A 25,447-nucleotide genomic window follows, 5' to 3' on the forward strand; every position below is an offset into this window, starting at 1 on the left:
ATGGCCCGTTCCGGGGGCTGATGCACCCTCAGACGTCAATAAAATAAGACAACATCGGGTCGCCTGCCCGCTGTTCGGGGGACGCCTCCCGATAGGCTCGGAATCTCGTTGCGAAGCCCATGGCCTGCCCGGATGGTGGAATGCAGACACGGCGAGCTTAAACCTCGCTGCCCCTCGCGGGCGTACCGGTTCAAGTCCGGTTCCGGGCACTTTCGCTGCCATTGCGTCGGCCCTGCCGATAAGGTCGGTCGGCGCCGTCCCTCGTGCGAGTCGCGACAGACGGTAGCGCTTCGACCCCACCGACGAAGGCCCGGAGGCCGGTTGCCCGGGATTCGATCGACGACGGGCGGCACCGCTTGCTCGAGGAGCACACCGACGCGCCCGAGACCGCCACCCCACGCCGGCCCGCACCGGTGCGTTCGCGGGCACCGAGAGCCATCGTGACCAGGAGGACCGCCCCCGTTCCACGACGACGTGCGGGCGCTGCGCAAGTTCGCCGACCCGCTGGTCTTCGGGCACTCCAGCATGCTGCCGCTGCTCGCGGAGGACGTGGCCGCGGCCAGGCTGCACCTGAGCGGCGAGGTGGCCGGGTTGCAGGAGCGGCGGTGGGGGAACGCCGCTCTGTTCGACGAGCTGACCGACGGCCGGCTCGTCAGTGCCGGGCAGCGTTCGCCCGTCCGCGGGGCCCATTTCGCCACCGAGCAGGCGGCGTTCGAGGCCGCGAGGCGGCTGCGCTCGGCCGGCGTCCTGGTACTGCCCGCCTCCTTCCCGACCGTCGCGAAGGGCTCCGGGCTCATCCGCTTCGCGCTCTGCGCGCTCCACGAGACCTCCCGGCTGACGGCAGCCGCGGAGGCGCTCGGCCCGATCGCCTCATGACCGTCCCCCCACCGCAACCGTGAGCCCACGACCCGGCGGGCCCGCCCAAGGAGTCACGTGAACACGAAGAACCTGGTCCCTCCGGCCGGACCGGCGCGTACGCTCGCCCTGGCCCAGTTGATCAGCAGGACCGGTGACGGCGCGTACTACGTGACGGCGGCGCTGTTCTTCACCCAGGTCGTCGGGTTGTCCGCGGCCCAGCTGGGCCTCGGGCTGACCATCGCCTGGACGGTGGCGCTGGCCGTGAGCGTGCCGCTGGGACATCTGGCCGACCGCCGCGGGGCGCGGGGGACGGCGGTGTTCTTCTTCCTGTGCGCGGCGGTGGCCGTCGGTTCCTACCTGGTCGTGCGCTCCTTCCCGCTGTTCGTGCTCTCCGCGTGCCTGTACGCGGTGGGGCAGCGCAGTGGCTCCGCGGCCCAGCAGGCTCTGCTCGCCGGGGTGGTGCCCAAGGAGAACCTCACCAAGGTCCGCGCCATCCTCCAGGCCGGCTACAACGCCGGGCTCTCCCTGGGCGCCGCGCTCGGCGGCGTGGTGCTGCTCTTCGACACGCGGGGCGCCTATCTCGCCGCGTTCGCGCTCAACTCCGTGGCCTTCGCGGTGGCCGCCGCGGTGCTGTGGCGGGTGCCGCCCATCGCCCCCGCCCCGGCACCCGCCGACGGCGAGCGGACGAAGACGGTGTTCCGGGACCGGCCCTACGTCGCCGTCAGCCTCCTCAACCTGGTCCTCGTCCTGCACGTGCCGCTGATCGACGTGGCGCTGCCACTGTGGATCGTCGGGCACACCGAGGCCCCGAAGTGGGTGCTGTCGGTGATGTTCGTGCTCAACACGCTCGCCGTCGTGGTCCTCCAGGTGCGCGTGGCGCGCGGGGTGACCGACCTGGCGAGCGGGGCGCGGTACGTGGTGCGCGGCGGGCTGCTGCTCGGCGCGGGCTGCGTCGTCTTCGCCTTCTCCGGCAGTGGTGACTCCGCCTGGTCGGCGGTGCTGCTGCTGGTCGCCGCCGCGGCGGTGCAGACGGTGGGCGAGATGACGCAGATGGCCGGCAGCTGGGAGATCAGCTTCGGGCTCGCCCCCGACGGCAAGCACGGCCAGTACCAGGCGTTCTTCGGGTCGGGGCTGACGGTGGCCGAGATCGTGGGCCCGCTCGCGCTGACCGGGCTCCTCGTCTACTGGGGCGCGCCCGGCTGGATCCTGCTCGGCGCCCTCTTCGTCGCGGCGGGCCTGGCGATGGTGCCGGTCGTGCGCTGGGGTGAGCGCACCCTGGCCGGCCAGGGGGAGGCGGTGCCGGACACCGCCGACGCGGCCGGACACCAACTGACCCGGGACTGACCACCGACTGACGGACCAGCTGGTCCGTCCTGCGGCCCCTGGTGACGGCCGCGCACCAGGTCTTCGGTTTCTCGGGCAGGGCGACCATCACCGAACCCGGTGCGGAGCCGGTCGGCCTCAGCTGCGACACGCCGGGCCCGCGCGGCAACAGCCACCGGTGCGCCCGGCTGCTGCGCGACAGGGCGGAGATGCGGGGGCACCTGGCCGGCCGGCCCGGCGCGGTCGCCGCCGCCGTGGCCGAGGACCGGGCCGCGCTGGAGAGGTTCGGGGCCGGCCCGGGCGGCGCGGAGACACGAATGGCGGCATTGCCCGGGTGCCGGGTCGGCTCACCCCTCGTAGACGGTCAGGACCGCGCCGTCGACCTCGATGCGGCGGCCCGCCCGCATGCCGTTGCGGCGCAACGCGTGCAGGCATTCCCCGAAGAGGGCGAGTTCACCGGTGTCCAGGATGGCGGCGGCCAGGTCCAGGAGCTCGGTGACCGAGGCGTCGGTGAGCACCTCGGGCAGTTCCCCGGACAGCAGGACGACGGACTCGCCGTCGGGTCCCCGGACCACGGCCGTCGCCGGTCCGCCGTGCACGAACAACACATTTCCCCCTGAGAGCCCGTGGTCGTGCGGCTCTCGCGTCCCGGGCAGGACGAGAGACTAGTCCTGGATCTTCACGGTTTCGTGCGGAGTCGGATTCTTTTTCCGACTTGGCGAAAGACCGTCCGAGAGCGTTCGAGGAGCCGTCCGGTGGCGGTCACTTCTCCTTGGCGGGCCCGGAGGAACGGTCCAGCAGGGACTCGACCAGCGCGGTGACATGGCGGCGGTCGTCCGCCGACAGCTTCTGGACGCTCGCGATGAGCAGCGCGACCTCGGGGTCGGCGGCGCCGCCGGTCGCGCCGGCGTCCGGCGAGGTGTCGTACACGTGGATCCCGCACGCCTCGGCGGCGGCCCGGCGCACGCTCTCCAGTGGGAGCTCCAGGCCCTTGGCCAGGCCCTCCAGGGTCGCCGTCTGGGGCATGCGGACCACCCGCTCGGTGGTGGCCAGGTGGTGGACCGTGGAGCGGGGGACACCACCGCGCCGCGCCACGTCACCGTAGGACCAGCCCTTGCGGTCGAGGTGCTCACGGATCAACTGCTGCAGTGCGTTGGCCACTGAGTCACTTCCTGCTCGCCGCCTGCGGAGTCCGCCATGTCGCGCCGATTCTACGGTCGTGACCGCGATCGGCCGAGAGGGTGATTTCCCGAACGGGTTGCGCGAGGGGTCTCCGAGGCCCTAGTGTCCAATCTCGTTGGACAGCTCGTCCGACCAGATTGGACAGAGTCCGGGGGGAACCTGACTCGGTCCGATCGGAAATGTCTATCCCTGAGGGGGAAGCGATCATGATGGACGCCCATGAGCTCGAGGCCGAGTCCGCGGAGCTGCTGCCGGGTCGTGAGGCCCTGGGCCGCCTGAAGTTCGGCTTCGGCAAGACGGTCAACGTCACCAAGCACGTCGCGAACATCAGCGCCCACAACGAGTCCGCCGCCCTGAACGACCACTCGTCGTGGTCGGTGGCCGACTCCGGCGCCGCCCAGACCATCAGCGTCACCCAGTAACACCGCGCCGGCGCCCGGCGCCGGCGCCCACCTCGACCTCATCGCACACGAAACGAAAGGACATCCGTCATGAGCATGGACATGAACGAGCTGGAGAACGAGTCCGCCGAGCTGCTGCCGGGCCGTGAGGCCCTCGGCCGCCTGAAGTTCAGCTTCGGCAAGACCGTCAACGTCACCAAGCACATCGCCAACATCGACGCGTCCAACCAGTCCGCCGCCCTGAACGACCACTCCTCGTGGTCGGCCGCCACCTCGCAGGCCGCGCAGACGATCAGCGTCACCCAGTAGTCCCCGGGAGCGCCACCGCCGTCGCCCCGGCGGTGGCGCTCGCGGCCGGCGCCGGACCGGCGCCAAGGGGGGGAACTGCATGCGGGATCCGGGGGGAGACCAGACATGACGGTGCTCGGAGACGGGACCGCCGCACTGTACGACACGGGCCCGGTGCCCGGACCCGGCGGCTGGCCGGTCACCTACGAGCAGGTCGCGACGGGCAGCCTGCCGGTGGTCGACCCGCCGTCGCCGATCCCGAGGCTGAGCGCGGGACTGCGGTTGCACGGCGAGTACCAGGGGTCGGGATTCACCGAGTCCAAGTACATCGCCCGTCGGGGGGACGGGCAGGTCGTGCAGCTGTCCAGGCTGCTGTACCTGGTGGCGTCGTCGGTCGACGGCGTCCGCGATGCCGAGGCCATCGCCCACCGGGTCAGCGCCCGCTTCGGCCGCGAGGTCAGCGGGGAGAACATCCGCTACCTCGTCGAGAAGAAGCTCGAACCGCTGGGAGTGACGGTCCCGGAGGGCCAGGAGGACGACGAGGTCGACGCCCCGCGCTCCGACCTGCTGCTCGCCCTCAAGGGCCACCGGGTGATCTTCGACGAGCGGCGTACGGCGAAGATCGCCCGTTCGCTGGCCTGGCTGCACCGACCGGTGGTGGTGGCACTGGTGCTGGCCGCGGTCGTCGGCATGGACGTCTGGCTGTTCGGGTTCTTCGGGGCGATAGAACCCGTCCTGGAGGTGCTCGACCAGCCCGTCCTGATCCTGGTCGTCTTCGTGCTCACGGTGGCCTCCCTCGTCTTCCACGAGTTCGGCCACGCCTCCGCGTGCAGATACGGCGGAGCCCGCCCCGGCTGTATCGGGTGCGGGCTCTTCCTCATCTGGCCCTCGATGTACACCGACGTCACCGACGTCTACCGGATCGGCCGGGCCGGCCGGCTCCGCACCGACCTCGGCGGCGTCTACTTCAACATCGTCTTCATGCTGGCCATGGCCGGTGCCTACTTCGCCACCGGGGCACAGTTCTTCCTGGCCACGGTCTACCTCGGGCACTTCGAGATCCTGGAACAGCTGATGCCGGCCGTACGGCTGGACGGCTACTACATCCTCGGCGACCTGGCCGGGGTCCCGGACCTGTACGGCAAGATCAAGCCGATCCTGCTGGCCCTGGTGCCGGGCCCACGGGGGGACAAGGCCCGCGAGGAGGTCGCCGGGCTGAAGAAGTCGGCGCGCGCCATCGTCGCCACCTGGGTGCTGACGATGGTCCCGCTGATCATCGGCGAACTCGGGTACGCGCTGTGGAACCTGCCGCGGATCCTCACCACCATGACCCGCTCCCTGACCGAGCAACTCGTCGGCACCGGCTCGGCGTTCGTGGACGGGAAGATCGTCGAGGGGCTGGTCGGAACCATCGGCAGCGTGATGCTGCTGTGCCCGATGGCCGGTGTCGTCTATCTGTCCGTGAAGATCGGCGGGCGGATCATCCGGGCCGCGAAACGCACCACGGCGGGCCGGCCGGGGCTCCGGCTCGCGGTCTGCGCCGTCGCCCTCGCCGGGCTCACCGGTCTCAGCTACGCCTGGGTGTCCGGGGTGACGCCGAAGCCGCTGCCCAAGCAGCCGCCGATCGCGCCGATCCTGCAGCCGGGGGTGCCGACCGAGGCACCGCCGGCCCGGCAGGCCACGACCCCGGACCGCCCGACGGGATCCGGCAGCCCGTCGGACCCGTCGGCCGGTGCGCCGGCCGCCTCGGGCGGGGCGGGCGCCGGGCCCTCGCCGACGGAGTCCTCGCGCCAGGCGTCCGCCTCGGCGTCGCCGTCCGCCTCGGTACCCGGCGGTCCCGGCGACGGTGCCTCCAGGTCGCCGGTGCCGTCCAGCGGGGGAACGGTCGCCGATCCGGTGCCCTCGCCGTCCGACGGGCCCGGCACGACGGAGCCCGAGCCGTCGCCCACGCCGTCGGAGAGCGTCCCGGTGTCCCCGCCGCCCAGCCCGACCCCGCCGCCGGCCAGCGACCCGCCCAGCTCCCCGGCCCCGGCCACGTCCTGACGAGCGGCCCCGGGCCGTCGTACGGCCACCGCGCGGGCCGCGCCGCCGGCCACCACCACGCGGCCGGCCCGCGCACGGCCACCGAACCACCTACCGCAGAAGCACAGGAGCATCCATGAGCAGTCACCGAAAACCACGCACCACCTCAGGTCCGCTCACCCGGCGGGCCGTCCGGATCGGCCTGTTCGCCGCCGGGGTCGCCGGCGCGGCCACCGCCCTGCCCGCACAGGCGGCCACCGCCGTGCCGCACGCCGCGGTCGCCTCCGACCATGTCTTCAGCCACGCCGACCGCGGCCACCACACCCAGGTCCGGGACTCGTTCACGGTCCGTCAGTTCGGCAAGGTCAACGCCGCCGCCGTACGCAACCAGGCCAACGCCGTCTCGGCCGGCTGCTCGGCGGACGACCACTGCCGTTCGGTGGCGCTGTCCTTCCAGATCGTCACGGTCGCCGGGGAGCACACGCGGCTGAACGCGGTGAACCTCAGCGACGCGGCCAACAAGGAGTGCACGGGCTGCCAGACCCTGGCCGGTGCCTACCAGTTCGTGGTCGCCACGCCCAACCCGCTGCTGCTCGACGCCACCGCGCGGGGCAAGCTCGGCGACATCCACCGCCGGCTCGACGAGCTGAGCCGCTCCACGCTGCCCGCCGACGAGCTGCGCACACAGGCCGACGGGCTGGCCGCCGAGGTCACCACCGTCCTGCACGACGCGGTCGCGAACGCCCCGAAGGGCGACCCGCGCACCGATGTCACCCTGCACCGCCACCTGGACGGCTGGCCGGGTCGCTGACCCCCGCTCCACCGCTCCGCGCACCGGCCGCCCGGCCCACCACCGCCTCCGGCGGACCGGGCGGCCGGCCGCGCGCGCCGCCGGAGCTCGGGCGCGTCCATTGACAGGGGGTAGGTGCGGGCGGAGACTCGGGAGAACAGGGTGAAGGAAATTTCACCAGACGAACAGGCGAACCAGGTGAACGCCGCAGTCTCCGCAACGGGCGACGACGCCCCGTCCACGGAAGGAACGACCGATGCGCACCACCGTCGGCATCATCGGAGCCGGACCCGCCGGGCTCCTGCTCGCCCGGCTGCTGCACAACGCCGGCATCGACTCGGTCGTCCTGGAGGGCCGCGACCGCGGCTACGTGGAACACCGCCAGCGCGCCGGGATCCTGGAGCAGGGCACGGTGGACGTGCTGCGCGCGGCCGGCGCCGGGGAGCGGATGGACCGCGAGGGCCTGCGCCACGACGGCATCGAGCTGCGGTTCGCCGGACAGCGCCACCGCGTGGACTTCCCCGGGCTCACCGGCGGGCGGTCCGTGACGGTCTACGCCCAGACCGAGGTCTGCAAGGACCTCATCGCCCTCCAGCTCAAGGAGGGCGGCCCGCTGCTCTTCGAAGCGGAGGCGCTGGCCGTGGAGGGCGCCGACAGCGAGCGGCCGCGGGTGCGGTTCCGGCACGAGGGGCGGGAGGACGTGCTGGAGTGCACGTACGTCGTCGGCTGCGACGGCTTCTGGGGGGTGGCCCGCGGCGCGTTCCCCGACTCCCTCTCCCGGGTGTTCGAGCGCACCTACCCCTACGCCTGGCTGGGCATCCTCGCCGATGTCGCCCCCTCCCACGACGAACTGGTCTACGCCCGCCACGACCGCGGCTTCGCCCTCCTGTCGATGCGCTCCCCCTCCGTCTCCCGCCTCTACCTCCAGGTCCCGGCCGGCACGGACGCCGAGGACTGGACCGACGAGGCGATCTGGGACGAGCTGGAACGGCGCCTGGAGACCGACGACGACTGGCGCCTGGCGCGCGGGCCGATCGCCCAGAAGTCGGTCACACCCATGAGGTCGTACGTCCACGAGCCCATGCGGCACGGCCGGGTCTTCCTCGCCGGGGACGCCGCCCACATCGTGCCGCCGACCGGTGCCAAGGGGCTGAACCTCGCCGTCGGTGACGTCGTCACCCTCGCCCGCGCCCTCGCCCACGAGAAGGAGACGGGCTCGCCCGAGCTCCTGGAGACCTACTCGGCGACCTGCCTGCGCCGGGTCTGGCAGGCCGAGCGGTTCTCGTACGACATGACGACCCTGCTACACCGCGGCCCCGGGGACACCCCCTTCGACGCCCGGCTCCAGCTGGCCCGGCTCGGCCGGATCGCCTCCTGCCGGGCGGCCGAGACCGACCTGGCGGAGGCGTACACGGGGTTCCCGCTGGACGCCTGAGGCATCTCGGGCCGGTTCCGGCCGTGTAGCGACCCGGTCATGGAATGAAGCCCTCCATGGCCGGGAATGAGGGGTCCGCGTAGCGTGTTGCGCAGCACGACGAGGGAAAGATCCTCCCCAGGTACGAGGGTCGTTCTTTTGCCAATCCATTACTCTTGACGCCAAGGCCACGCACCGTGGCCATGGAGGAGCGAAATGAGGAGCAGTAACCCGGTCTTCTCGCGACGGGGGTTCAGCCGCGACAACGGCTACGCGGGCTTCAACACCGCGCCGCAGGCCGGGTACGCACAGGGCAACCCCTACGCGCAGAACCCGTACGCGAACAACCCCTACGCCCAGCAGGACGTCCAGCAGGGCGCCCCGCCGCAGGCCCCGGCCACCACCGGCCGGATGACCATGGACGACGTGGTCCTGCGCTCGGCGATGACGCTGGGCACGGTCGCCGTCGGCGCGGCCCTCGCCTGGGCCCTGCTGCCGGTCTCCAGCACCAGCTACGGCCTGGCCTTCGGCTCCGCGATCGTGGCGATGGTCCTGGCCCTGATCCAGAGCTTCAAGCGCACCCCGGTGCCCGCGCTGATCCTGGGATACGCCGCCTTCGAGGGCGTCTTCCTCGGCGTGATCAGCGAGATGTACAACAGCCGGTGGAGCGGCGCCCCGTTCCAGGCGGTGCTCGGCACCATGGCGGTCACGGCCGCGACCCTGCTGGTCTACAAGGCCGGCTGGATCCGCGTCACGGCCCGCTACGCCCGCGTCGGCATGGCCATCGCCATCGCCTTCGTACTGGTGATGGCGGTCAACCTGCTGCTGGTCGCGTTCGGCGTCGCCGAGAACGGCGGATTGCGCAGCTTCGGTCCGCTCGGTGCGATCGTCGGCATCATCGCGATCCTGCTCGGCGCGTTCTTCCTGACCCTCGACTTCAAGCAGATCGAGGACGGCATCGCGTACGGCGCCCCGAAGAACGAGGCCTGGCTGGCCGCGTTCGGCCTCACCCTGACCCTGGTGTGGATCTACGTCGAGATGCTGCGCCTGGTGGCGATCTTCAGCAGCAACGACTAGCGGTCACGGCCTTCGGCCGCAAGAGAGCCGAGAAGGGCCCCGGGACTCCCGGGGCCCTTCCTCGTCTGTGCGCGCCTAGAGAAGTTTGCGCGCGGCCCTCCTCAGGTCGTACTCGTGGATCAACGCCTTCGCGTGGCCGTACGCGAGGTTGTGCTCGTGGCGGAGCCAGCTGACCTTCTCCTCGAAGCGGAAGAGGGACGGGCCTTCGGCCACGGTACGCAGCCAGTCGGACACTTCACGACCGGTGCAATGGGGGATGCGGGCGAGCATGTTGCGATGGGTCTCCTCGGAGAAGACTTGGGACATCGGCGCCTCCGGTGCGCAAAGGGGGTTGTAGCCGGTCCTTCACGTCACCGTGCCTGAGTGTTGGCGTGTTGGCAACAGTCAGGACAGGACAGCCGACGTCAGGCGTTACGCTCACGGCGTGGTTGATACGACGCCTCTTACCCGTGCCGTGGAGCATTTCGCCGACAAGTTGAGGGCTGCGCCGCAGAGTCGGCTGCAGAGGGGGGCGGCCGCGGAGGCGCTGGCGCTGGCCAGGCAGTTGGCCGACTGGGCGCAGGATGTCGAGGAGCCGGGCGGCGAGGCCCGGGAGATGCCGGACGCGGGGATGTTCGCGGTCGCCGACCAAATCACGGTGGCCGGGAACGACTTGGCGGTGGTCCTGGAGAGCGACGCGGAGGTGGGGGACGCGGTGCGCCTGGTGGAGGAGGCGCAGAAGAGGGCGGGGGTGTGAGGGCGGCGGTGTGTCGGCGGGTGCGGGCGCGTGGGCGTTGCTCACGCAGTTCCCCGCGCCCCTTAAGGGCAGGACGTTGCGGCAAGCGCCCCTTCAGGGGCGCGGGGAACTGCGCGACCAGCCACATCGCACCCGCACCCGACCACGCACCCTCAACGGCTCACAGCGACGCTATGACCCGGTCCGCCAGGATGTACACGTTCTCCTCGCCGCACGCGAACGTCAGCGTGTAGGCGCCGGAGATCCCGGACCCGCCCAGCAGGTACGGCGTCTCGCCCGCGCTCAGCGCCGCGGCCAGCCGTTCCGCCGTCTCCCGGTGCCCCGGCGTCATGCACAGCGTCGTGCCGTCGGCGAAGACATAGACGTCCAGCGTGCCCAGCGGCCCGGGGCGGACGTCGGAGAGCTCGACCTGGGACTCGGCCAGCTGCTCCAGCGTCGCGACCGTGCGCTCGTGGTCGTTCACCACCGGCGACTGCACGGGCACGAAGTCCGGGTGGGACGGGTGCCGGCGGCGGGCCGCGGCCAGCTCCGGCGACTCGGTGGCGCCGCCCCCGGCGAAGTCGTCGGCCTCCGTCGCCTGCTCGGCGACCGGCTCCAGACCCACGAAGTCGCTGTGCCGGGGCAGGAACGGCTCACCGTCCGCCAGGCCCAGCAGCGAAGGCGTGTCGGAGGCGTCACGCACCTCCTGCGCGGCCCAGAAGGCCCGCGCCTCGGCCAGCTCCCGCTCCCGCTCCTCGGCCAGCGCCTCGGCCACGGCGGCCCGTATCTGCTCGGCGTCCGCATGGCTGCGGGCGGCCGGCAGCAGCGCGCGCATCGCGGCGGCCTGGTTCTGGGCAAGCTGGGTGTGCAGCTCGGCGACCTGACGGCGCAGCTTCAGAACACTGCGCAGGACAGCGACGCCCACGGCGCCCGTGGCGGCCGTGGTGAGCAGCAAGGCGATCGGCATGGCGCTCACTGACGTACTCCCGGTTCAAAGTCGACCCCCGACTTCCTACATCAGCTTGAAGGGCGGACTATCAAGCTGTCAGTGCGTAACGTCACGAAAGGGACAGGACTTTGACCCTCGGGTTTACTGGGGCGACCCAGCTGACCTGCGGTGATATACCCGCAGAGGGAGATAGGTCACATCCTGGGGGAGATTGGATCACAAATCGGCCCGGTGTTCGGAGTTTTCTCGAACACCGGGCCGTGGCGTCACGGTGGGTCCCGTGACGGTCACTCAGGGATCAGGCAGGGGGGGTTCACTCGGGGTTCACCCGGAGGCCCCGCGGTGGCTCAGCTCAGGCGCTCGATGACCATCGCCATGCCCTGGCCGCCGCCGACGCACATCGTCTCCAGACCGAACTGCTTGTCGTGGAACTGGAGGGAGTTGATGAGCGTGCCGGTGATCCGGGCGCCGGTCATGCCGAAGGGGTGGCCGACGGCGATGGCGCCGCCGTTCACGTTCAGCTTCTCCAGCGGGATGTCCAGGTCGCGGTAGGAGGGGATCACCTGGGCGGCGAACGCCTCGTTGATCTCGAACAGGTCGATGTCGTCGACGGTCAGGCCGGCGCGGCGCAGGGCCTGCTGCGAGGCCTCCACCGGGCCGAGGCCCATGATCTCCGGGGAGAGGCCGGTGACGCCGGTCGACACGATCCGGGCGAGCGGGGTCAGGCCGAGCTCGCGGGCCTTGGTGTCGGACATGATGATCACGGCGGCGGCGCCGTCGTTGAGCGGGCAGCAGTTGCCGGCCGTGACCAGGCCGTCGGGGCGGAACACCGGCTTCAGGCCGGCCACGCCCTCCAGGGTGACGCCGGCGCGCGGGCCGTCGTCCTTGCTGACCACCGTGCCGTCGGGGAGGGTCACCGGGGTGATCTCGCGCTCCCAGAAGCCGTTCTTGATGGCTTCCTCGGCGAGGTTCTGGGAGCGGACGCCGAACTCGTCCATGTCCTGGCGGGTGACGCCCTTGACGCGGGCCAGGTTCTCGGCGGTCTGGCCCATCGCGATGTACGGGTCGGGGACCAGGCCGTCCTCGCGCGGGTCGTGCCAGGTGGAGCCGGTGGACTGGGCGGTGGCGGCGGTACGGGCCTGGGCCTCGGCGAAGATCGGGTTGGTGGTGTCCGGGAGGCCGTCGGAGCTGCCCTTGACGAACCGGGAGACCGTCTCGACACCGGCCGAGATGAACACGTCGCCCTCGCCGGCCTTGATGGCGTGCAGCGCCATGCGGCTGGTCTGGAGGGACGAGGAACAGTAACGGGTGATGGTGCAGCCGGGGAGGTGGTCCATGCCCATCTGCACGGCGACGATCCGGCCGAGGTTGTAGCCCTGCTCACCGCCGGGGAGGCCGCAGCCGAGCATCAGGTCGTCGATGTCCCTGGGGTCCAGCTCGGGGACCTTGGCGAGGGCGGCCTGGATGATCGTCGCGGTGAGGTCGTCGGGGCGCAGGTCCTTCAGGGAGCCCTTGACGGCACGGCCGATCGGGGAACGGGCGGTCGAGACGATGACTGCTTCGGGCATCTCACGGCTCCAGTGACGCGGGGATTGGCAGGGCTGCTTGGGAAGTTACCCGCACGTATGTCATCGGTCACCGGTGCCGCGGTGTGACACTGGCCGCACTTTCTAAGCGCTTGCTTTTCTGCGTCGGCGGTCCAGTCGTCCGTCCGCGGCGCCGTCGTGGCCGTTCGCGCAGTTCCCCGCGCCCCTGAAGGGGCGCTACAGCGCGGGCGCGCTTGCCGGTGACACAGCCGCGCCCACCCCACCGTCTCCCTAGTCGGTGGTACCCGCCCGCGACCTCGCCTCCTCGGAATCCGGGTCGGTCGGGAGGGCGGGCGGCTCGTCGACCTGGTGGCGCCGGCGGCGTTTCAGCAGGGCCCACGGTCCCCGCGGCCCCGTCGGCATCGCCGCCGTGACCTCCGTGCCGGCCTCCGCCGCGGCCTCCGCCGCCGCACGGGCGACCGGGAGGAAGCCCTCGCGGCGGGTGACGTCGGGGCGCTCCTCCTCCGCCGGCCACAGACCGAGGGCCGCGCAGACCGTGGGGAGCACCGCCATCGCCGCCGTGGCGTAGCCCTCCGCCGAGGGGTGGTAGTTGTCGGGGCCGAAGAGCTCGCGGGGGTTCGCGGCGAACTCGGGGCCCAGCAGGTCGCCCAGCGACACCGTGCGGCCGCCCTGCTCCACCGTGCCGATCGTCTGGGCGGCCGCCAGCTGGCGCGACGCCCGCCGGGCCAGCCAGCGCAACGGCTGCCGTACCGGCTCGATCGTGCCCAGGTCCGGACAGGTGCCGACCACCACCTCCGCGCCCGCGGTGCGCAGCCGTCGTACCGCCGCCGAGAGATGACGCACCGAGCGGGTCGGCGGCATGCGGCGGGTGACGTCGTTGGCGCCGATCATGATCACGCAGACGTCGGGGGCCGGCGAGGCCGAGCCCAGGACCAGCGCCACCTGGCGGTCCAGGTCGTCGGACTGGGCGCCGGGCAGGGCCACGTTGGTGAACTCGACCGGACGTTCGGCCACTGCCGCGAGGCCCGATGCCAGCAGCGCGCCCGGCGTCTGCGCGGCCCGGTGCACACCCTGCCCCGCCGCCGTGGAGTCGCCGAGCATCGTCAGGCGCAGCGGGGGCTCGCCGGTTCCGTACGCGTCGCCGTAGCGGCCGTTCGCCGCCGGTACCCGGCCGCCGCTGTTGCCGTTGTTCACCCGGGTCCTGGCCATCCGGACCTCGGCCAGCACCAGGCCCACCGCGGCCGCGCCGACCAGCCCGATCCCGCCTCCGCCGTACGCCGCCCCGGCCGCGATCCGCCGGGCCACCCGTGCCCTAGACATGCTCGACATACGTCGCCGCCACCTCCTCGTTGCCCGTACATCCACTCCTTGCCCCGTACCGGCCGTCCGCCAATCTCAACGGTGAGTGAACCTGTGGAGCGGGCCTTAGGCTGGCGGCACCACCAGGACCACTTCTTTTGAAAGCAACCGGAGACAACGGTGCGATTCCACGACTCGATGATCAGCCTCGTCGGCAACACCCCGCTGCTGAGGCTCAACAGCGTCACCCAGGGCATCCAGGCCACCGTGCTCGCCAAGGTCGAGTACTTCAACCCGGGCGGTTCCGTGAAGGACCGCATCGCCCTGCGGATGATCGAGGCCGCCGAGAAGAGCGGGGAGCTCCAGCCCGGCGGCACCATCGTCGAGCCGACCAGCGGAAACACCGGGGTGGGGCTGGCGATCGTGGCCCAGCAGAAGGGGTACAAGTGCATCTTCGTGTGCCCCGACAAGGTCAGCACCGACAAGATCAACGTGCTGCGGGCGTACGGCGCCGAGGTGGTCGTCTGCCCCACCGCCGTCGACCCCGAGCACCCGGACTCGTACTACAACGTCTCCGACCGGCTCGTCCGGGAGACCCCCGGCGCCTGGAAGCCGGACCAGTACTCCAACCCGAACAACCCCCTTTCGCACTATCACTCGACCGGCCCCGAGCTGTGGGAGCAGACGGAGGGGAAGATCACCCATTTCGTGGCGGGCGTGGGCACCGGCGGCACCATCTCCGGCACCGGCCGCTACCTGAAGGACGCCAGCGACGGCCGGGTCCAGGTGATCGGCGCGGACCCGGAGGGCTCCGTGTACTCCGGCGGGTCCGGGCGGCCGTACCTCGTCGAGGGCGTCGGTGAGGACTTCTGGCCGACCGCCTACGACCGGACCGTCGCCGACGAGATCGTCGCGGTGTCCGACAAGGACTCCTTCCAGATGACCCGGCGGCTGGCCAAGGAGGAGGGCCTCCTGGTCGGCGGCTCCTGCGGCATGGCGGTCGTGGCCGCGCTGCGGGTGGCCGAGCGGCTCGGCCCGGACGACGTCGTCGTCGTCCTGCTGCCGGACAGCGGCCGCGGCTACCTCAGCAAGATCTTCAACGACGAGTGGATGGCCGACTACGGCTTCCTGGAGGACGAGGGCCCCAGCGCCCGCGTCGCCGACGTGCTGAGCGACAAGGCCGGCGGCTCCATCCCCTCCCTCGTCCACATGCACCCGGAGGAGACCGTCGGGGAGGCCATCGAGGTGCTGCGCGAGTACGGCGTCTCGCAGATGCCGGTCGTCAAGCCGGGCGCCGGCCACCCGGACGTGATGGCCGCCGAGGTCGTCGGCTCGGTCGTCGAACGCGAGCTGCTCGACGCGCTGTTCAGCAAGCGGGCCTCCCTGCAGGACCCGCTGGAGAAGCACATGAGCGCGCCCCTGCCGCAGGTCGGCTCCGGTGAGCCGGTCGGCGACCTGATGTCGGTGCTGGGCGCGGCGGACGCGGCGATCGTCCTCGTCGAGGGCAAGCCCAAGGGCGTCGTCAGCCGGCAGGACCTGCTGGCGTTTCTCGCCAAGGGCGGCAAGCACTAGCGAACGTCCGGTGAACCGGCCGTGACGCCGGGGAACTTGCCGTCCTCCGTCCAAGCGATGGACTTCGCGGAAGTGGTACGAGCGTGTCACGTCCACGCAGCACACGCTTAACACGGGTCCGGCACATTGGTGGGTGTCGGCAGGGCGGGAGCGGCTCCCCGCCCCGGCCGGCACCGAACGTCCAAGGACCTCCGGAGCGGCTCCCGGACCTCCATGGACGCTTGGACGTGCGACCCGGCCCTGACCCGGTCCATGTCCCTCGCGGGGACCGCCGTCGTCCCGCCCCCCGGTAACGGGGGTGCGGCGGTCCCCGCGCCACTTCTCGTGCCTGAACCGGCGCCGCTCTCGCGGACGTGGTTGCTCGCCGGCGTGGTTCCTCAGTTACTGGTTGCGGCCGTCGTCGCTTTCCAGCTGCCGAGCAGCGCAAGCCGTTCTTCCGTCTCCGAGCCCGGTTCCGGGGTGTACGCCACGAGCGTCTGGTCCGGGGCCGTCGGGACCGTGAGGGTCTCGTAGGGGAGGGTGAGCAGTCCGGCCACCGGGTGCTGGATGCGCTTCACGCCGTACGCGCACTCCTTGACCTCGTGGTCCGCCCACAGCCGGCGGAAGTCCGCGCTCTTCAGGGACAGTTCGCCGATCAGCGTGGCCATGCGCGGGTCGTCGGGGTGGCGGCCCGCGTCGATCCGCAGGTTCGCCACGGTCTGGGCCGCGACCGCCGCCCAGTCGGGGTAGAAGTCCTCGGCCGCCGGGTCGAGGAAGACCTGGCGCGGCACGTTGCGCTCGGCCGGGGCCAGCGCGCTGAAGCCGTTCACCGCGTCGCCGAGCGCGTTCCAGGCGAGCACGTCCATCCGGCGGCCCAGAACGAACGCCGGCGTCCGGTCCATGCCGTCCAGCAGCAGCTGCACACCGGGGCGCACACGCGGGCCGGCGGGATGCCCGGCGCGCCTGGTGTTCCTGCCCGGGCGGGCCACCGTCCGCAGATACGCGTGTTCGGTCTCGTCCAGGCGCAGGACGCGGGCGATGGCGTCCAGCACCGCGTCGGAGACTCCCCCGGACTTCGTCCGGGACGGGCCTCCGGGCCCTCTGCCCTGTTCCAGCCGGATGTAGTAGTCGACGCTCACGCCCGCCAGCTGTGCCACTTCCTCGCGGCGCAGGCCCGGCACCCGGCGCCGTCCGTGCGAGGGCAGCCCCACCTCCTCGGGCCGGATCCGGGCGCGGCGCGAGCGCAGAAAGTCTCCGAGGTCCCCGTCCATAGGTTCGATCGTAGGGGAGCGGCGGCCTTCCAGCCTGGTTCTGCCAGACCCAGGAAAAACGCATCCCTGGGTAGGGCGCCCGGCCCCGGCGAGGGTGGAGACACGCCACCGGGACCGGCCCGGCGGCACTGACCAGGGAGTACCTCATGTCGTACGACAACCTGTCCGGCCGTACCGCCGTCGTCACCGGAGCCGCCAGCGGGATCGGGGCGGCCGTCGCCCTGCGGCTCGCCGGGTCGGGTGCCCGGGTGGCCCTGCTGGCCCGGCGCGCGGACCGGCTGGAGACGGTCGTGGCGAAGATCCGGGCGAACGGCGGTCAGGCCCTCGCCGTCACCGCGGACGTCACCGACGACGCGTCCGTACAGGCGGCTGCGGACGCCGTGCACGAGGCCTTCGGGACCGTCGACCTCGTCGTCAACAACGCCGGTGTGATGCTGCCCAACCCGGTCGACGACGGCCGGCTCGACGAGTGGCAGCGCATGATCGACACCAATGTGACCGGAGTGCTGCGGGTGCTGCGGGCCTTCACCGGGGACCTGGTGGCGGCGGCCGCCGAGGGCCGCACCGCCGACCTCGTCAACGTGTCGTCGATCGGCGCGCACGCCGTCTTCCCCACCTACGCGGTGTACGGCGCCACCAAGGCCGCCGTCACCCACCTCTCGCAGCTGCTGCGCACCGAGTTCGGGCCGCGTGACGTGCGGGTCACCAACGTCGAGCCGGGGCTGACGGAGACCGAACTGGCCGACCACATCGGGTCGGCCGAACTGCGGGAGCAGCTGGGCGGCATGCTCGAGGGAATGGGCTCGCTGGCCGCCGAGGACGTCGCCGACCTGGTGGGCTATGTGACGAGCCGGCCCCGCCACGTCAACCTGCGCCAGGTCATGGTGCTGCCGACCCGGCAGGTGTGACCCGCGGGGCCGCGGGTCAGTTGTCGCGGTCGGGGCGGTGGAACATGCCCGGGTTGACGCGGACCGCCTGGGCCATGTTCACGCCGACGATGCCGAGCCAGGTGGCGATCAGGCCGGTCGTGCCGCCGAACGTGCCGCCGAGCGCCGACAGCGGGACCGCCAGCACCAGCGAGACGATCGCGAAACCGAACCGCTCTCCCCAGGAGTCGGTGCCCTTGCCGCGCCGCGTGCTCCGGGCCGCCTGGAGCTGCTGCTCGGCCAGGGTCCTGCGCAGCCGGCGCTCCACGGCGCCGTCGATGCGCTGGTCGATCTTCTCCAGGAAGGAGTCGGCCAGCTCCGACTCGTACTCGGGCCCCAGTTCCCTGCGGGCGTGCAGGGTGGCGTCGAGTTCCTTCTTCAGGTCGGTGTCATGCGCGTCCGTCATGGAGCCCACGGTAGGGAGCCGGGACGCCCGCCGCACTGGGGTAAGCCCCCGCAATTCTCCGGGGGCCCGCCCTCAGGGCAGCAGCGACACCAGCCCGCTGTCCAGGTCGAACCGGGCCGCCACCACCGACGCCCCGCCGAACGCGGGGTCCGCCCGGATCGCGTCCCGCACCCACGCGGTGTGCGCCCGCATGGTGTGCTCGGCCCAGTCGCCGGGCAGCGCCCTGGTGCGGCGGGCGGCCGGGGAGATCTCCTCGACGAGCAGTTCCAGGTGGCCGGGGACGGGCGCGCCGGTGCGCAGCCGGGCGAGGGTGGCGGCGACGGCCCCGCAGCGCTCGTGGCCGAGCACCACGACCAGCGGGACGCGCAGTTCCTCCACGCCGTACTGGATCGAGCCGAGCACGGCCTCGTCCAGCACCTGCCCGGCCGTCCTTATGCACAGCAGGTCACCGAGACCCTGGTCGAAGACCAGCTCGGGGACGACCCGGGAGTCGATGCAGCCGAGGACGACGGCGAACGGGTGCTGGCCGCCGGCCAGCAGCCGGCGGTGGCCGACGATGTCGTGCGGGTGACGCGGCCGGCCGGCCGCGTAGCGCCGGTTGCCGGCGAGGAGTTCGTCCAGTGCGGCGTCGGCGGTGGCCGGCGCGGGGGAGTGCGGTCGGCCGGTGCCGGCCGTCGCCGGGGTGGGGGCGACGGCCAGGGCGCCGACGGCGGTTGCGGTTGCGGTGGCGGTCAGAAAGGCCCTGCGGTTCGAGGCCATGACGCTTCCCCAGAGTTCACAGAGTTCCGGTGCGGTGCTGCTGACACCTCCTCACCGTAAGCACACGCATGGTTACTCCGTGTGCCTGTTTGCGGACATTTGGTACTTCCGTCATCGGCTCATCGACCGTGCGATACGGCTTCGTGATCAGGTCAGCCCGTGCTGCTCGGCGTAGGCGTCCGCCACGTCCTCCGGGTCCTTCTTGTCGTTGTCCACCTGGCTGTTGAGCTGGGTGAGCTGCTCGGTGGTGAGGAGGTTGCCGAGCCGGGCGAGGGCCTTGCGGACCGTGGCGTCGGCCTTGCGGTCGGCGATCAGCGGAACGATGTGCTGGCTGGGGATCAGGTTCTTCGGGTCGGTCAGCACCACCCAGTCGTTGGCGGCGATGTCGGTGTCGGTGGTGAAGAGGTTCGCCACGTCCACGTCGCCCTTCTTCAGGGCGCCCTTGACCAGCGGCCCGTCCGAGTCCAGCGACTTGAACTCCTTGAACTGGACGCCGTACACGTCTTGGAGGCCGATGGCGCCCACCCGGCGCTTCTTCACCTCGGGCGCCGCGCCGATGACCAGCCTGCCGTTCTGCTTGGTCAGGTCGGCCAGCGAGGTCAGGCCGTACTTCCGCGCGGTCGCCCGGGTGACGACGAAGCAGTCGGAGTCGGCCGCCTGCCCGTAGGGGAGGACCTGGAGGCCGCTGGGCAGGGCGATCGCCAGCGCGTTCTGCATGGTGCCCGGGTCCGCCGAGGTGTCCTTCGGGGCCAGGTAGTTGAGCAGGGCGCCCTGGTACTCGGGCAGCAGGTCGATGTCGCCGGCCTCGAGCGCGGGGATCACGATCTCCCTGGTGCCGAGGTTGGGGCGGACCTTCACCTTCACGCCGGCGGCCTTGAGGGCGGCCGCGTAGAGGTAGCCGAGCACCTGGTTCTCGGTGAAGTTGGCGGTGCCGATGGTGATCCCGCTCTTGCTGGAGCCGCCGCCGGCGGCCGAGCCGCCGCTCTCGTTCAGGGAGGTGATACCGCTGGAGCAGGCGGAGAGGGCGGGCACGGAGGCCGCTGCGAGGAGGCCACCGAGGAGCGTACGTCGGTTCATCTGGGGTCCCTAGGCGGTGCGGTGGCGGAAGAGGAAGCGCTGGAGGCTGCTCAGCAGCAGGTCCAGGACGATGGCGACGACCGCGACCAGGACCGCGCCGCCGAGCACCTGGACGAGGTCGCGCTGGGCGAGTCCGTCGAAGACGTAGCGGCCGAGGCCGCCGAAGGAGACGTAGGCGGCGATGGTCGCGGTGGCCACGACCTGGATGAGCGCGAGACGCAGGCCCGTCATGATCAGCGGGAGCGCCAGCGGCAGCTCGACCTGGAGGAGGACCTGGTGGCCGCGCATGCCCTGGCCGCGGGCGGCGTCGCGGACGTCCGGGTCGACGGCCGTCATCCCGGCGTAGGTGTTGGTGACGATCGCCGGTACGGCGAGGGCGACCAGCGCCACGTACACCGGCAGCATCGACAGGCCGCCGGCCAGGAAGACCAGGACGACCAGGCCGACGGTGGGCAGCGCGCGGCCGAAGGACGCCAGGTTGATGGCGACGAACGCGCCCTTGCCGGTGTGACCGATCAGCAGGCCGATCGGGAGGCCGATCGCGGCCGCGATCAGGGTCGCGAGGAGCGAGTACTGGAGGTGCTCGGCGAGCCGGTGGCCGATGCCGTCCGGGCCGGCCCACTGGGAGCCGCTGGTCAGCCAGGTGCCGAGGTTCTTGAACAGCTCGAACATCTCAGGCCCGCCTCCTTCGCCACGGGGTGAGGACGTACTGGAGGGCCACCAGCAGGGCGTCGGCGACCACCGCGAGCAGGATCGTGAGCACCACGCCCGCGATCACCGGGGTCGGGAAGTCGCGCTGGAAGCCGTCGGTGAAGAGCTGGCCGAGGCCGCCGTCGCCGATGTAGGTGGCGACGCTCACCAGCGAGATGGACATGACCGTGGCGATCCGGACGCCCGCCATGATCACCGGGAGGGCCAGCGGGAACTCGACCGTGAGGAGGGTCCGCAGCGGGCGGGTGCCCATCGCCTTGGCCGCCTCCTTGGTCTTCGCGGGGACCGAGTCCAGGCCCTCGACGGTGTTCCGCAACAGCACGACCAGCGTGTAGACGGTGAGGCCGATGACCGTGGTGGTGCGGGTCAGGCCGCTGATCGGCAGCAGCAGGACGAAGATCGCGATCGAGGGGATCGTGAAGAGCACGTTGGACAGGCCGAGCAGGAAGCCGCGCAGCGGGCGGACCCGGTGGGCGAGGACCGCGAGCGGGAGCGAGATCAGCAGGCCGAGGAGGACCGCGGTCATCGCCGCCTGGAGATGGGAGAACGTGAGGCCGGCGAGGTCGTCGGTGTGGTCGCCTATCCACGACCAGTCGATGGTCATGCCGCCACCACCCGGGCCTCGGTGTGCGCCTGGCCGGCGTGCGCGTGGATGTCGTCGCGGGACGAGACGCCGGTGAGGACGCCGTCCGCGTCGACCCTGGCCACGAGCCCGGTGGGGGAGGCGATCGACTCGTCGAGCGCCGCCAGCAGGGAGTCGCCGTCCTTGAGGGGGCGCAGCGGGAGTTCGGCCTCCTCGGACCGCCAGTGCAGGGGCTTGCCCGCCGGGTCGAGCGCGAGGGTCCAGTCGCCCTGGGGTGCCGGGCCCTGCGGGACGTCGGCGAGGGTCTTGAGGGACAGCAGCTTCAGTCCCCTCTCCGCGCCCAGGAAGTCGGCGACGAAGTCGTCGGCGGGGCGGGCCAGCAGCTCGGCGGGCGGCGCGCACTGGACGAGATGGCCGCCGGTGCGGAAGACGGCGATCCGGTCGCCGAGCCGGACCGCCTCGTCGATGTCGTGCGTGACGAAGACGATGGTCTTGTTCAACTCCTTCTGGAGCCGGAGCAGTTCGTCCTGCAGCTGGGCGCGGACCACCGGGTCGACCGCGCCGAACGGCTCGTCCATCAGCAGCACCGGCGGGTCGGCGGCGAGGGCGCGTGCCACGCCGACGCGCTGCTGCTGGCCGCCGGAGAGCTGGTGCGGGTACCGCTTGCCGGAGTCGGCGGCGAGGCCCACGGTCTGAAGGAGTTCGGCGGCGCGGGCGCGGGCCTTCTTCCGGTTCCAGCCGAGCAGCAGCGGGACGGTGGCGATGTTGTCGAGCACCGTGCGGTGCGGGAAGAGCCCGGCCTGCTGGATGACGTACCCGATGGAGCGGCGCAGTTCGGCCGCGTCCTGGTCGAGGATGTCCTTGCCGCCGACCCGGATGGTGCCGGAGGTCGGGTCCACCATCCGGTTGATCATTCGCAGGGTGGTGGTCTTGCCGCAGCCGGAGGAGCCGACCAGGACGGTCACCCCGCCCTCCGGCATCTCCAGGGAGAGATCGTGGACTGCTGTCGTGCCGTTGGGGAAGCGCTTGTGGACCGCGTCGAACTGGATCATGAGATGTCCCTTGCCCGGCTGTATAACGTCATGCAGAGTTCTTCGTAGGTGAATAGCTTGTCAACGGTCTGGCGTTAATCCGAGGTAACGGATGACCGCAACGCAAGACCGGGTGTCCGGATTGAGGGGAGTTTGGGCGTGTTGTCGTCTCGCATCGTGGACGCACCCGGAACAGAACATTCCGGCCTGGTGATCCTCGACGGCATCGGAATGGGCGTCGAGGATGTCGTACGACTCGCCGACGGCGCCGCCCGGCCGGTCCCCGGCACGGACGGGATGCGCCGTGCGGAGGAGTCCTGGAACGCCGCCCGGCAGATCGCCGCGACCGGCCGCGTCTACGGCCGTTCGACCGGCGTCGGCGCCAACCGGAACGAGGACGTGCCCACCGAGGCCGCCGCCGGACACGGACTGCGGCTGCTGCGCAGCCACGCCGGGGCGATCGGCGAGGAACTGCCCGCCCGGCAGGTGCGCGCGATGCTCGCGGTGCGGGCCAACCAGCTGCTGGCGGGCGGCGCGGGACTGCGGCCGAGTGTCGTCACCGCCCTGTGCGAGGCGCTGGAGGCGGGGGCCCACCCGGTCGTCAACGAGTTCGGCTCGGTCGGCACCGGCGACATCGCCGCACTGGCCCAGGTGGGGCTGGCGCTGGCCGGGGAGCACCCCTGGCGGGGTGAGAAGGCCCCGGACCCCCAGCCGCTGGACAACAACGACGCCCTCGCCCTGATCAGCAGCAACGCCCTCACCCTCGGTCAGTCGGCGCTCGCCCTGCACGAGTTGCGCGGGCTGATCGAGGCCACCCAGGTGGTGGCGGCCCTGTCGCTGCTCGCCGTCGACGGCTCCCACGAGGCCTACGCGGCCCCCGTGCACGCGGCCCGCCCGCACCGGGGCAGTGTCGAAGCCGCCCGCCGGATGCGGGAGTTGATCGGCGCCGCCGACCGGCCCACCCCGCCGCTGGGCCGTATCCAGGACCCCTACGGCTTCCGCTGCCTGCCCCAGATCCACGGCCCCGCGCTGGACGCCGCCGACGCCCTGGAACAGGTCCTCGCGATCGAGATCAACGCGGCCGCCGAGAACCCCCTCATCTCGTCCGAGGACCTCGCCGCCTACCACCACGGCGGCTTCTACCAGGCCCAACTCGCCCTCGCGCTCGACCACTTCCGGCTCGCCGTCACCCAGGTCGCGCGCCTGTCCACCTCCCGGCTCTCCTCCCTCAACGAGCCCGCCTTCACCCGCCTGCGCCCCTTCCTCGCCGACCCGGAGCCCGCCTCCTCCGGCGTGATGATCCTGGAGTACGCCGCCGGCGCCGCCCTCGGCGATCTGCGCGCCTTCTCCGCGCCCGCCTCCCTCGGGCACGCTGTACTCTCCCGAGGCGTCGAGGAGCAGGCCAGTTTCGCCTCGCTCGCCGCCCGTCAAACGCTGCGCGCCTGTCGTGCGTACCGTCTGGTGGTCGGCTGCGAACTCGTCGCCGCCGTACGGGCGCTGCGCCAGCGCGACCTGAAGCCCGAACCCGGGCTGGGGGTGGGGCTGGCGCTGGAGCTCGCCGAGGCGGTCCTCGAGTCGGACCCGGCCGACCGGCCGCTCACGGACGACGTCACGGCGGCGGCCGGGCTGCTCGACCGGTTCACGGACATCTGGAGGGGGAGCACGTCATGAACGTGACCGACAGCCCTGCGACACGGTTGCAGGCGCTCTTCGAGGGGCACCGGCTCACGCCGACCCAGCGGCGCATCGCGCACAGCATGGTGCGGCGCGCCGCCGACGTGCCCTTCCTGTCCAGCGTGGAGCTGGCCGAACTGGCCGGGGTCAGCCAGCCGTCCGTGACCCGGTTCGCGGTCGCCCTGGGCTTCGACGGCTACCCGGCGCTGCGCAAGCACCTGCGCGAGGTGGTGCCCGCCGAACAGGCGGCGGGCAACGGCTCGTACAACGAGTACCAGCAGGCCGTCGAGGCCGAGATCGAGAACCTGCGGCACCTCGCCGAGGTGCTCGCCGACCCGCGCCCGGTGCAGCAGGCCGGCCGGCTGCTGGCCGCGTCCCGGCCGCTGCCGGTGCTCGGGCTGCGCGCCGCCGCCTCGCAGGCCTACGGCTTCGCCTACTTCGCCGCCAAGGTGCACCCGGACGTCCGGCTGCTCAACGAGGGCGGCACGATGATCCACGACCGCATCGACGCCGCCGTAAGGGCGGGCGCGACGGCGCTGCTGTGCTTCGCGCTGCCCCGGCATCCGCGCGAGGTCGTGGACACCCTCGGCTATGCGAAGACGGCCGGGCTGACCGTCGTGACCGTCGCCGACTCCGCCTTCGCGCCCGTGGCCAAGGTCTCCGACCTGCTGTTGCCGGCCGCCGTCGGCACCGGGCTCGCCTTCGACACGGCGTGCGCGCCGATGCTGCTGGGCCGGGTGCTCCTGGAGGCCATGGCCGACGACCTGCCGGACGCGCAGGCCCGCCTGGAGGAGTTCGACGCGCGGGCGACGACCCTGGGGCTGTTCGTCGAATAGCCCGCCCGGTCGGACGCCTGTCGAGCGACCGGCATGTCGAGCGACCGGCTCGTCGAACGGGCGGCTTTAAGACTCGTCTCACGTTGACTGGTTAGCGTCCCGCCCTACGGACCGACTGGGCCGATACGGGCGAGGAGGCTGCGGACATGGCGCGTGCGGGACGAGGGACACGGGGCGGGCAGGGATTGGCCCGGGTGGCCGTGGTCGTACGGGCCGGGGCCGCCCCGCTGTGGTGGTTCGGGGTGTTCGCGGCCGGGATCGGCGTGCTGCCCGAGGGGATCACCGGACGCCGGATCGGCGTCATGGCCGGGGCCGCGCTGTTCATCGTCGGCGCCGCCGTCGTGGCGCTCACCCGCCGCAAGCGGTACACCGCGCTGCTGCGCGGGGCCGCCCGGGCCGGCAAGCACGATGTGCTCCAGGACCGGGCGGTGACCGTGCGGAACTGGCGCCGCGGGCACCGCTGGTGGCTGCTGCTGGCCTGGGCCGTCGCGCTCGGCAGCGCCTTCGCGGTGCCGGCCGCCGGGGGCATGCTGCTCGCCGGGACCGGCACCGGGCTGCGGCTGAAGGCGGCCTGGCTGGGCCGCCGGGAGCGGGACGGGGAGCAGCTGGTGTGGCTGCGCGTGGACTGGCTCGACGGGCGCGGCGGACGCCCGGCCGGCAAGGCCGTCAGGGCGTACCGCGGTACCGGCATCGCGGCGGGCGACGCGGCCCCGGGCGGGGCCCGCCGCCGCACCGCGGCGCTGGTGTGACTCCGGGA

27 protein-coding genes and 1 tRNA gene are annotated in these 25,447 nt (G+C 72.0%); 15 read left to right on the forward strand and 13 right to left on the reverse strand.

Annotated features, from left to right (window positions below; all coding sequences use genetic code 11):
* Positions 1-126 precede the first annotated feature (126 nt).
* From ACWDGI_RS33635 to ACWDGI_RS33645, 3 genes are all read left to right on the forward strand, one after another.
* Positions 127-209 (forward strand) — tRNA-Leu (locus ACWDGI_RS33635).
* Between the two features lie 265 nt (positions 210-474).
* Complete coding sequence (locus ACWDGI_RS33640) at positions 475-876, forward strand: hypothetical protein (protein WP_450765589.1); 402 nt, start codon at positions 475-477, stop codon at positions 874-876.
* Positions 877-933: 57 nt separating this feature from the next.
* Positions 934-2,202, forward strand: a complete 1,269-nt coding sequence (locus tag ACWDGI_RS33645) for an MFS transporter (RefSeq protein ID WP_450765591.1) — start codon at positions 934-936, stop codon at positions 2,200-2,202.
* 326 nt (positions 2,203-2,528) lie between these two features.
* Here the strand turns inward: ACWDGI_RS33645 and ACWDGI_RS33650 are convergent, their stop codons facing one another.
* Together ACWDGI_RS33650 and ACWDGI_RS33655 are read right to left on the reverse strand one after the other, a co-directional pair.
* On the reverse strand, positions 2,529-2,780 hold the full coding sequence (locus tag ACWDGI_RS33650) for a hypothetical protein (RefSeq protein WP_450765593.1): 252 nt from the start codon (positions 2,778-2,780) through the stop codon (positions 2,529-2,531).
* Positions 2,781-2,943: 163 nt separating this feature from the next.
* Positions 2,944-3,342: a helix-turn-helix transcriptional regulator gene (locus ACWDGI_RS33655; protein ID WP_450765595.1), complete on the reverse strand. Its 399-nt coding sequence runs from the start codon at positions 3,340-3,342 to the stop codon at positions 2,944-2,946.
* A gap of 227 nt (positions 3,343-3,569) precedes the next feature.
* Between ACWDGI_RS33655 and ACWDGI_RS33660 the strand changes: the two genes are divergently transcribed.
* The 6 genes from ACWDGI_RS33660 to ACWDGI_RS33685 all read left to right on the forward strand — a co-directional run bounded on the left by ACWDGI_RS33660 (position 3,570) and on the right by ACWDGI_RS33685 (position 9,355).
* The gene (locus ACWDGI_RS33660) at positions 3,570-3,785 is read left to right on the forward strand and encodes a hypothetical protein (protein WP_207921928.1); all 216 of its coding nucleotides are present in this window, start codon (positions 3,570-3,572) and stop codon (positions 3,783-3,785) included.
* A 69-nt stretch (positions 3,786-3,854) separates the two neighbouring features.
* Entirely contained in the window at positions 3,855-4,073 is a 219-nt protein-coding gene (locus ACWDGI_RS33665; protein WP_382540914.1) for a hypothetical protein, read from the forward strand.
* A 105-nt stretch (positions 4,074-4,178) separates the two neighbouring features.
* Entirely contained in the window at positions 4,179-6,095 is a 1,917-nt protein-coding gene (locus ACWDGI_RS33670; RefSeq protein WP_450765598.1) for a hypothetical protein, read from the forward strand.
* A gap of 115 nt (positions 6,096-6,210) precedes the next feature.
* Positions 6,211-6,885, forward strand: a complete 675-nt coding sequence (locus ACWDGI_RS33675) for a hypothetical protein (protein ID WP_450765600.1) — start codon at positions 6,211-6,213, stop codon at positions 6,883-6,885.
* Positions 6,886-7,120: 235 nt separating this feature from the next.
* Positions 7,121-8,299 carry a 4-hydroxybenzoate 3-monooxygenase gene (locus tag ACWDGI_RS33680; protein WP_450765602.1) on the forward strand — a complete coding sequence of 393 codons (1,179 nt, stop codon included), beginning with the start codon at positions 7,121-7,123 and terminating at the stop codon, positions 8,297-8,299.
* 195 nt (positions 8,300-8,494) lie between these two features.
* The gene (locus ACWDGI_RS33685; RefSeq protein WP_450765604.1) at positions 8,495-9,355 is read left to right on the forward strand and encodes a Bax inhibitor-1/YccA family protein; all 861 of its coding nucleotides are present in this window, start codon (positions 8,495-8,497) and stop codon (positions 9,353-9,355) included.
* 75 nt (positions 9,356-9,430) lie between these two features.
* Here the strand turns inward: ACWDGI_RS33685 and ACWDGI_RS33690 are convergent, their stop codons facing one another.
* On the reverse strand, positions 9,431-9,661 hold the full coding sequence (locus tag ACWDGI_RS33690; RefSeq protein WP_351706537.1) for a DUF4287 domain-containing protein: 231 nt from the start codon (positions 9,659-9,661) through the stop codon (positions 9,431-9,433).
* A gap of 118 nt (positions 9,662-9,779) precedes the next feature.
* Between ACWDGI_RS33690 and ACWDGI_RS33695 the strand changes: the two genes are divergently transcribed.
* Positions 9,780-10,091, forward strand: coding sequence for a hypothetical protein (locus tag ACWDGI_RS33695; RefSeq protein ID WP_382540931.1), 312 nt, complete (start codon positions 9,780-9,782; stop codon positions 10,089-10,091).
* Positions 10,092-10,251: 160 nt separating this feature from the next.
* Here the strand turns inward: ACWDGI_RS33695 and ACWDGI_RS33700 are convergent, their stop codons facing one another.
* The 3 genes from ACWDGI_RS33700 to ACWDGI_RS33710 all read right to left on the reverse strand — a co-directional run bounded on the left by ACWDGI_RS33700 (position 10,252) and on the right by ACWDGI_RS33710 (position 13,895).
* Positions 10,252-11,046, reverse strand: a complete 795-nt coding sequence (locus ACWDGI_RS33700; RefSeq protein WP_450765606.1) for a hypothetical protein — start codon at positions 11,044-11,046, stop codon at positions 10,252-10,254.
* A 320-nt stretch (positions 11,047-11,366) separates the two neighbouring features.
* Positions 11,367-12,587: an acetyl-CoA C-acetyltransferase gene (locus ACWDGI_RS33705; RefSeq protein WP_450765608.1), complete on the reverse strand. Its 1,221-nt coding sequence runs from the start codon at positions 12,585-12,587 to the stop codon at positions 11,367-11,369.
* Positions 12,588-12,836: 249 nt separating this feature from the next.
* Entirely contained in the window at positions 12,837-13,895 is a 1,059-nt protein-coding gene (locus ACWDGI_RS33710) for an SGNH/GDSL hydrolase family protein (protein ID WP_450765609.1), read from the reverse strand.
* A gap of 150 nt (positions 13,896-14,045) precedes the next feature.
* Between ACWDGI_RS33710 and ACWDGI_RS33715 the strand changes: the two genes are divergently transcribed.
* The gene (locus ACWDGI_RS33715) at positions 14,046-15,437 is read left to right on the forward strand and encodes a cystathionine beta-synthase (protein ID WP_450765611.1); all 1,392 of its coding nucleotides are present in this window, start codon (positions 14,046-14,048) and stop codon (positions 15,435-15,437) included.
* Between the two features lie 377 nt (positions 15,438-15,814).
* On the opposite strand, the gene ACWDGI_RS33720 is transcribed toward ACWDGI_RS33715, so the two are convergent.
* A complete protein-coding gene (locus tag ACWDGI_RS33720) occupies positions 15,815-16,687 on the reverse strand; it encodes a helix-turn-helix transcriptional regulator (RefSeq protein ID WP_450765613.1) in 873 nt (290 codons plus the stop codon).
* Between the two features lie 146 nt (positions 16,688-16,833).
* Between ACWDGI_RS33720 and ACWDGI_RS33725 the strand changes: the two genes are divergently transcribed.
* Positions 16,834-17,595 (forward strand): SDR family oxidoreductase, encoded by a 762-nt coding sequence (locus ACWDGI_RS33725; RefSeq protein ID WP_450765615.1) that lies wholly within the window; start codon positions 16,834-16,836, stop codon positions 17,593-17,595.
* 16 nt (positions 17,596-17,611) lie between these two features.
* Here ACWDGI_RS33725 and ACWDGI_RS33730 read toward each other — a convergent pair whose 3' ends face one another.
* The 6 genes from ACWDGI_RS33730 to ACWDGI_RS33755 form a co-directional block, all read right to left on the reverse strand.
* A complete protein-coding gene (locus ACWDGI_RS33730) occupies positions 17,612-18,019 on the reverse strand; it encodes a hypothetical protein (RefSeq protein ID WP_450765617.1) in 408 nt (135 codons plus the stop codon).
* Between the two features lie 72 nt (positions 18,020-18,091).
* A complete protein-coding gene (locus ACWDGI_RS33735) occupies positions 18,092-18,778 on the reverse strand; it encodes a carbonic anhydrase (protein ID WP_450765619.1) in 687 nt (228 codons plus the stop codon).
* Between the two features lie 147 nt (positions 18,779-18,925).
* Entirely contained in the window at positions 18,926-19,855 is a 930-nt protein-coding gene (locus tag ACWDGI_RS33740; protein WP_450765621.1) for an ABC transporter substrate-binding protein, read from the reverse strand.
* Between the two features lie 9 nt (positions 19,856-19,864).
* Positions 19,865-20,527 carry an ABC transporter permease gene (locus ACWDGI_RS33745; protein ID WP_450765623.1) on the reverse strand — a complete coding sequence of 221 codons (663 nt, stop codon included), beginning with the start codon at positions 20,525-20,527 and terminating at the stop codon, positions 19,865-19,867.
* 1 nt (position 20,528) lies between these two features.
* Complete coding sequence (locus tag ACWDGI_RS33750; RefSeq protein WP_450765625.1) at positions 20,529-21,170, reverse strand: ABC transporter permease; 642 nt, start codon at positions 21,168-21,170, stop codon at positions 20,529-20,531.
* Positions 21,167-22,201, reverse strand: coding sequence for an ABC transporter ATP-binding protein (locus ACWDGI_RS33755; RefSeq protein WP_450765627.1), 1,035 nt, complete (start codon positions 22,199-22,201; stop codon positions 21,167-21,169). The genes ACWDGI_RS33750 and ACWDGI_RS33755 overlap by 4 nt, the downstream gene beginning before the upstream one ends.
* 141 nt (positions 22,202-22,342) lie before the next feature.
* On the opposite strand from ACWDGI_RS33755, the gene ACWDGI_RS33760 reads away from it, so the two are divergent.
* The 3 genes from ACWDGI_RS33760 to ACWDGI_RS33770 all read left to right on the forward strand — a co-directional run bounded on the left by ACWDGI_RS33760 (position 22,343) and on the right by ACWDGI_RS33770 (position 25,439).
* A complete protein-coding gene (locus ACWDGI_RS33760) occupies positions 22,343-23,851 on the forward strand; it encodes an aromatic amino acid ammonia-lyase (RefSeq protein ID WP_450765750.1) in 1,509 nt (502 codons plus the stop codon).
* Positions 23,848-24,690 (forward strand): MurR/RpiR family transcriptional regulator, encoded by an 843-nt coding sequence (locus ACWDGI_RS33765; RefSeq protein WP_450765629.1) that lies wholly within the window; start codon positions 23,848-23,850, stop codon positions 24,688-24,690. The genes ACWDGI_RS33760 and ACWDGI_RS33765 overlap by 4 nt, the downstream gene beginning before the upstream one ends.
* Before the next feature lie 146 nt (positions 24,691-24,836).
* Positions 24,837-25,439: a hypothetical protein gene (locus tag ACWDGI_RS33770; protein WP_450765631.1), complete on the forward strand. Its 603-nt coding sequence runs from the start codon at positions 24,837-24,839 to the stop codon at positions 25,437-25,439.
* Positions 25,440-25,447: the final 8 nt, after the last annotated feature.

The organism is Streptomyces sp. NPDC001220, from assembly GCF_053597895.1.

Excerpts from the sequence above, each read along its gene's own strand:
- ACWDGI_RS33705 (WP_450765608.1), bottom strand. The coding sequence starts at position 12,587 with ATGCCCGAAGCAGTCATCGTCTCGACCGCCCGTTCCCCGATCGGCCGT.
- ACWDGI_RS33670 (WP_450765598.1), top strand. The coding sequence starts at position 4,179 with ATGACGGTGCTCGGAGACGGGACCGCCGCACTGTACGACACGGGCCCG.
- ACWDGI_RS33745 (WP_450765623.1), bottom strand. The coding sequence starts at position 20,527 with ATGTTCGAGCTGTTCAAGAACCTCGGCACCTGGCTGACCAGCGGCTCC.
- ACWDGI_RS33660 (WP_207921928.1), top strand. The coding sequence starts at position 3,570 with ATGATGGACGCCCATGAGCTCGAGGCCGAGTCCGCGGAGCTGCTGCCG.
- ACWDGI_RS33755 (WP_450765627.1), bottom strand. The coding sequence starts at position 22,201 with ATGATCCAGTTCGACGCGGTCCACAAGCGCTTCCCCAACGGCACGACA.
- ACWDGI_RS33750 (WP_450765625.1), bottom strand. The coding sequence starts at position 21,170 with ATGACCATCGACTGGTCGTGGATAGGCGACCACACCGACGACCTCGCC.
- ACWDGI_RS33680 (WP_450765602.1), top strand. The coding sequence starts at position 7,121 with ATGCGCACCACCGTCGGCATCATCGGAGCCGGACCCGCCGGGCTCCTG.
- ACWDGI_RS33730 (WP_450765617.1), bottom strand. The coding sequence starts at position 18,019 with ATGACGGACGCGCATGACACCGACCTGAAGAAGGAACTCGACGCCACC.
- ACWDGI_RS33770 (WP_450765631.1), top strand. The coding sequence starts at position 24,837 with ATGGCGCGTGCGGGACGAGGGACACGGGGCGGGCAGGGATTGGCCCGG.
- ACWDGI_RS33765 (WP_450765629.1), top strand. The coding sequence starts at position 23,848 with ATGAACGTGACCGACAGCCCTGCGACACGGTTGCAGGCGCTCTTCGAG.
- ACWDGI_RS33720 (WP_450765613.1), bottom strand. The coding sequence starts at position 16,687 with ATGGACGGGGACCTCGGAGACTTTCTGCGCTCGCGCCGCGCCCGGATC.
- ACWDGI_RS33735 (WP_450765619.1), bottom strand. The coding sequence starts at position 18,778 with ATGGCCTCGAACCGCAGGGCCTTTCTGACCGCCACCGCAACCGCAACC.
- ACWDGI_RS33710 (WP_450765609.1), bottom strand. The coding sequence starts at position 13,895 with ATGTCGAGCATGTCTAGGGCACGGGTGGCCCGGCGGATCGCGGCCGGG.
- ACWDGI_RS33665 (WP_382540914.1), top strand. The coding sequence starts at position 3,855 with ATGAGCATGGACATGAACGAGCTGGAGAACGAGTCCGCCGAGCTGCTG.
- ACWDGI_RS33685 (WP_450765604.1), top strand. The coding sequence starts at position 8,495 with ATGAGGAGCAGTAACCCGGTCTTCTCGCGACGGGGGTTCAGCCGCGAC.
- ACWDGI_RS33740 (WP_450765621.1), bottom strand. The coding sequence starts at position 19,855 with ATGAACCGACGTACGCTCCTCGGTGGCCTCCTCGCAGCGGCCTCCGTG.
- ACWDGI_RS33675 (WP_450765600.1), top strand. The coding sequence starts at position 6,211 with ATGAGCAGTCACCGAAAACCACGCACCACCTCAGGTCCGCTCACCCGG.
- ACWDGI_RS33690 (WP_351706537.1), bottom strand. The coding sequence starts at position 9,661 with ATGTCCCAAGTCTTCTCCGAGGAGACCCATCGCAACATGCTCGCCCGC.
- ACWDGI_RS33725 (WP_450765615.1), top strand. The coding sequence starts at position 16,834 with ATGTCGTACGACAACCTGTCCGGCCGTACCGCCGTCGTCACCGGAGCC.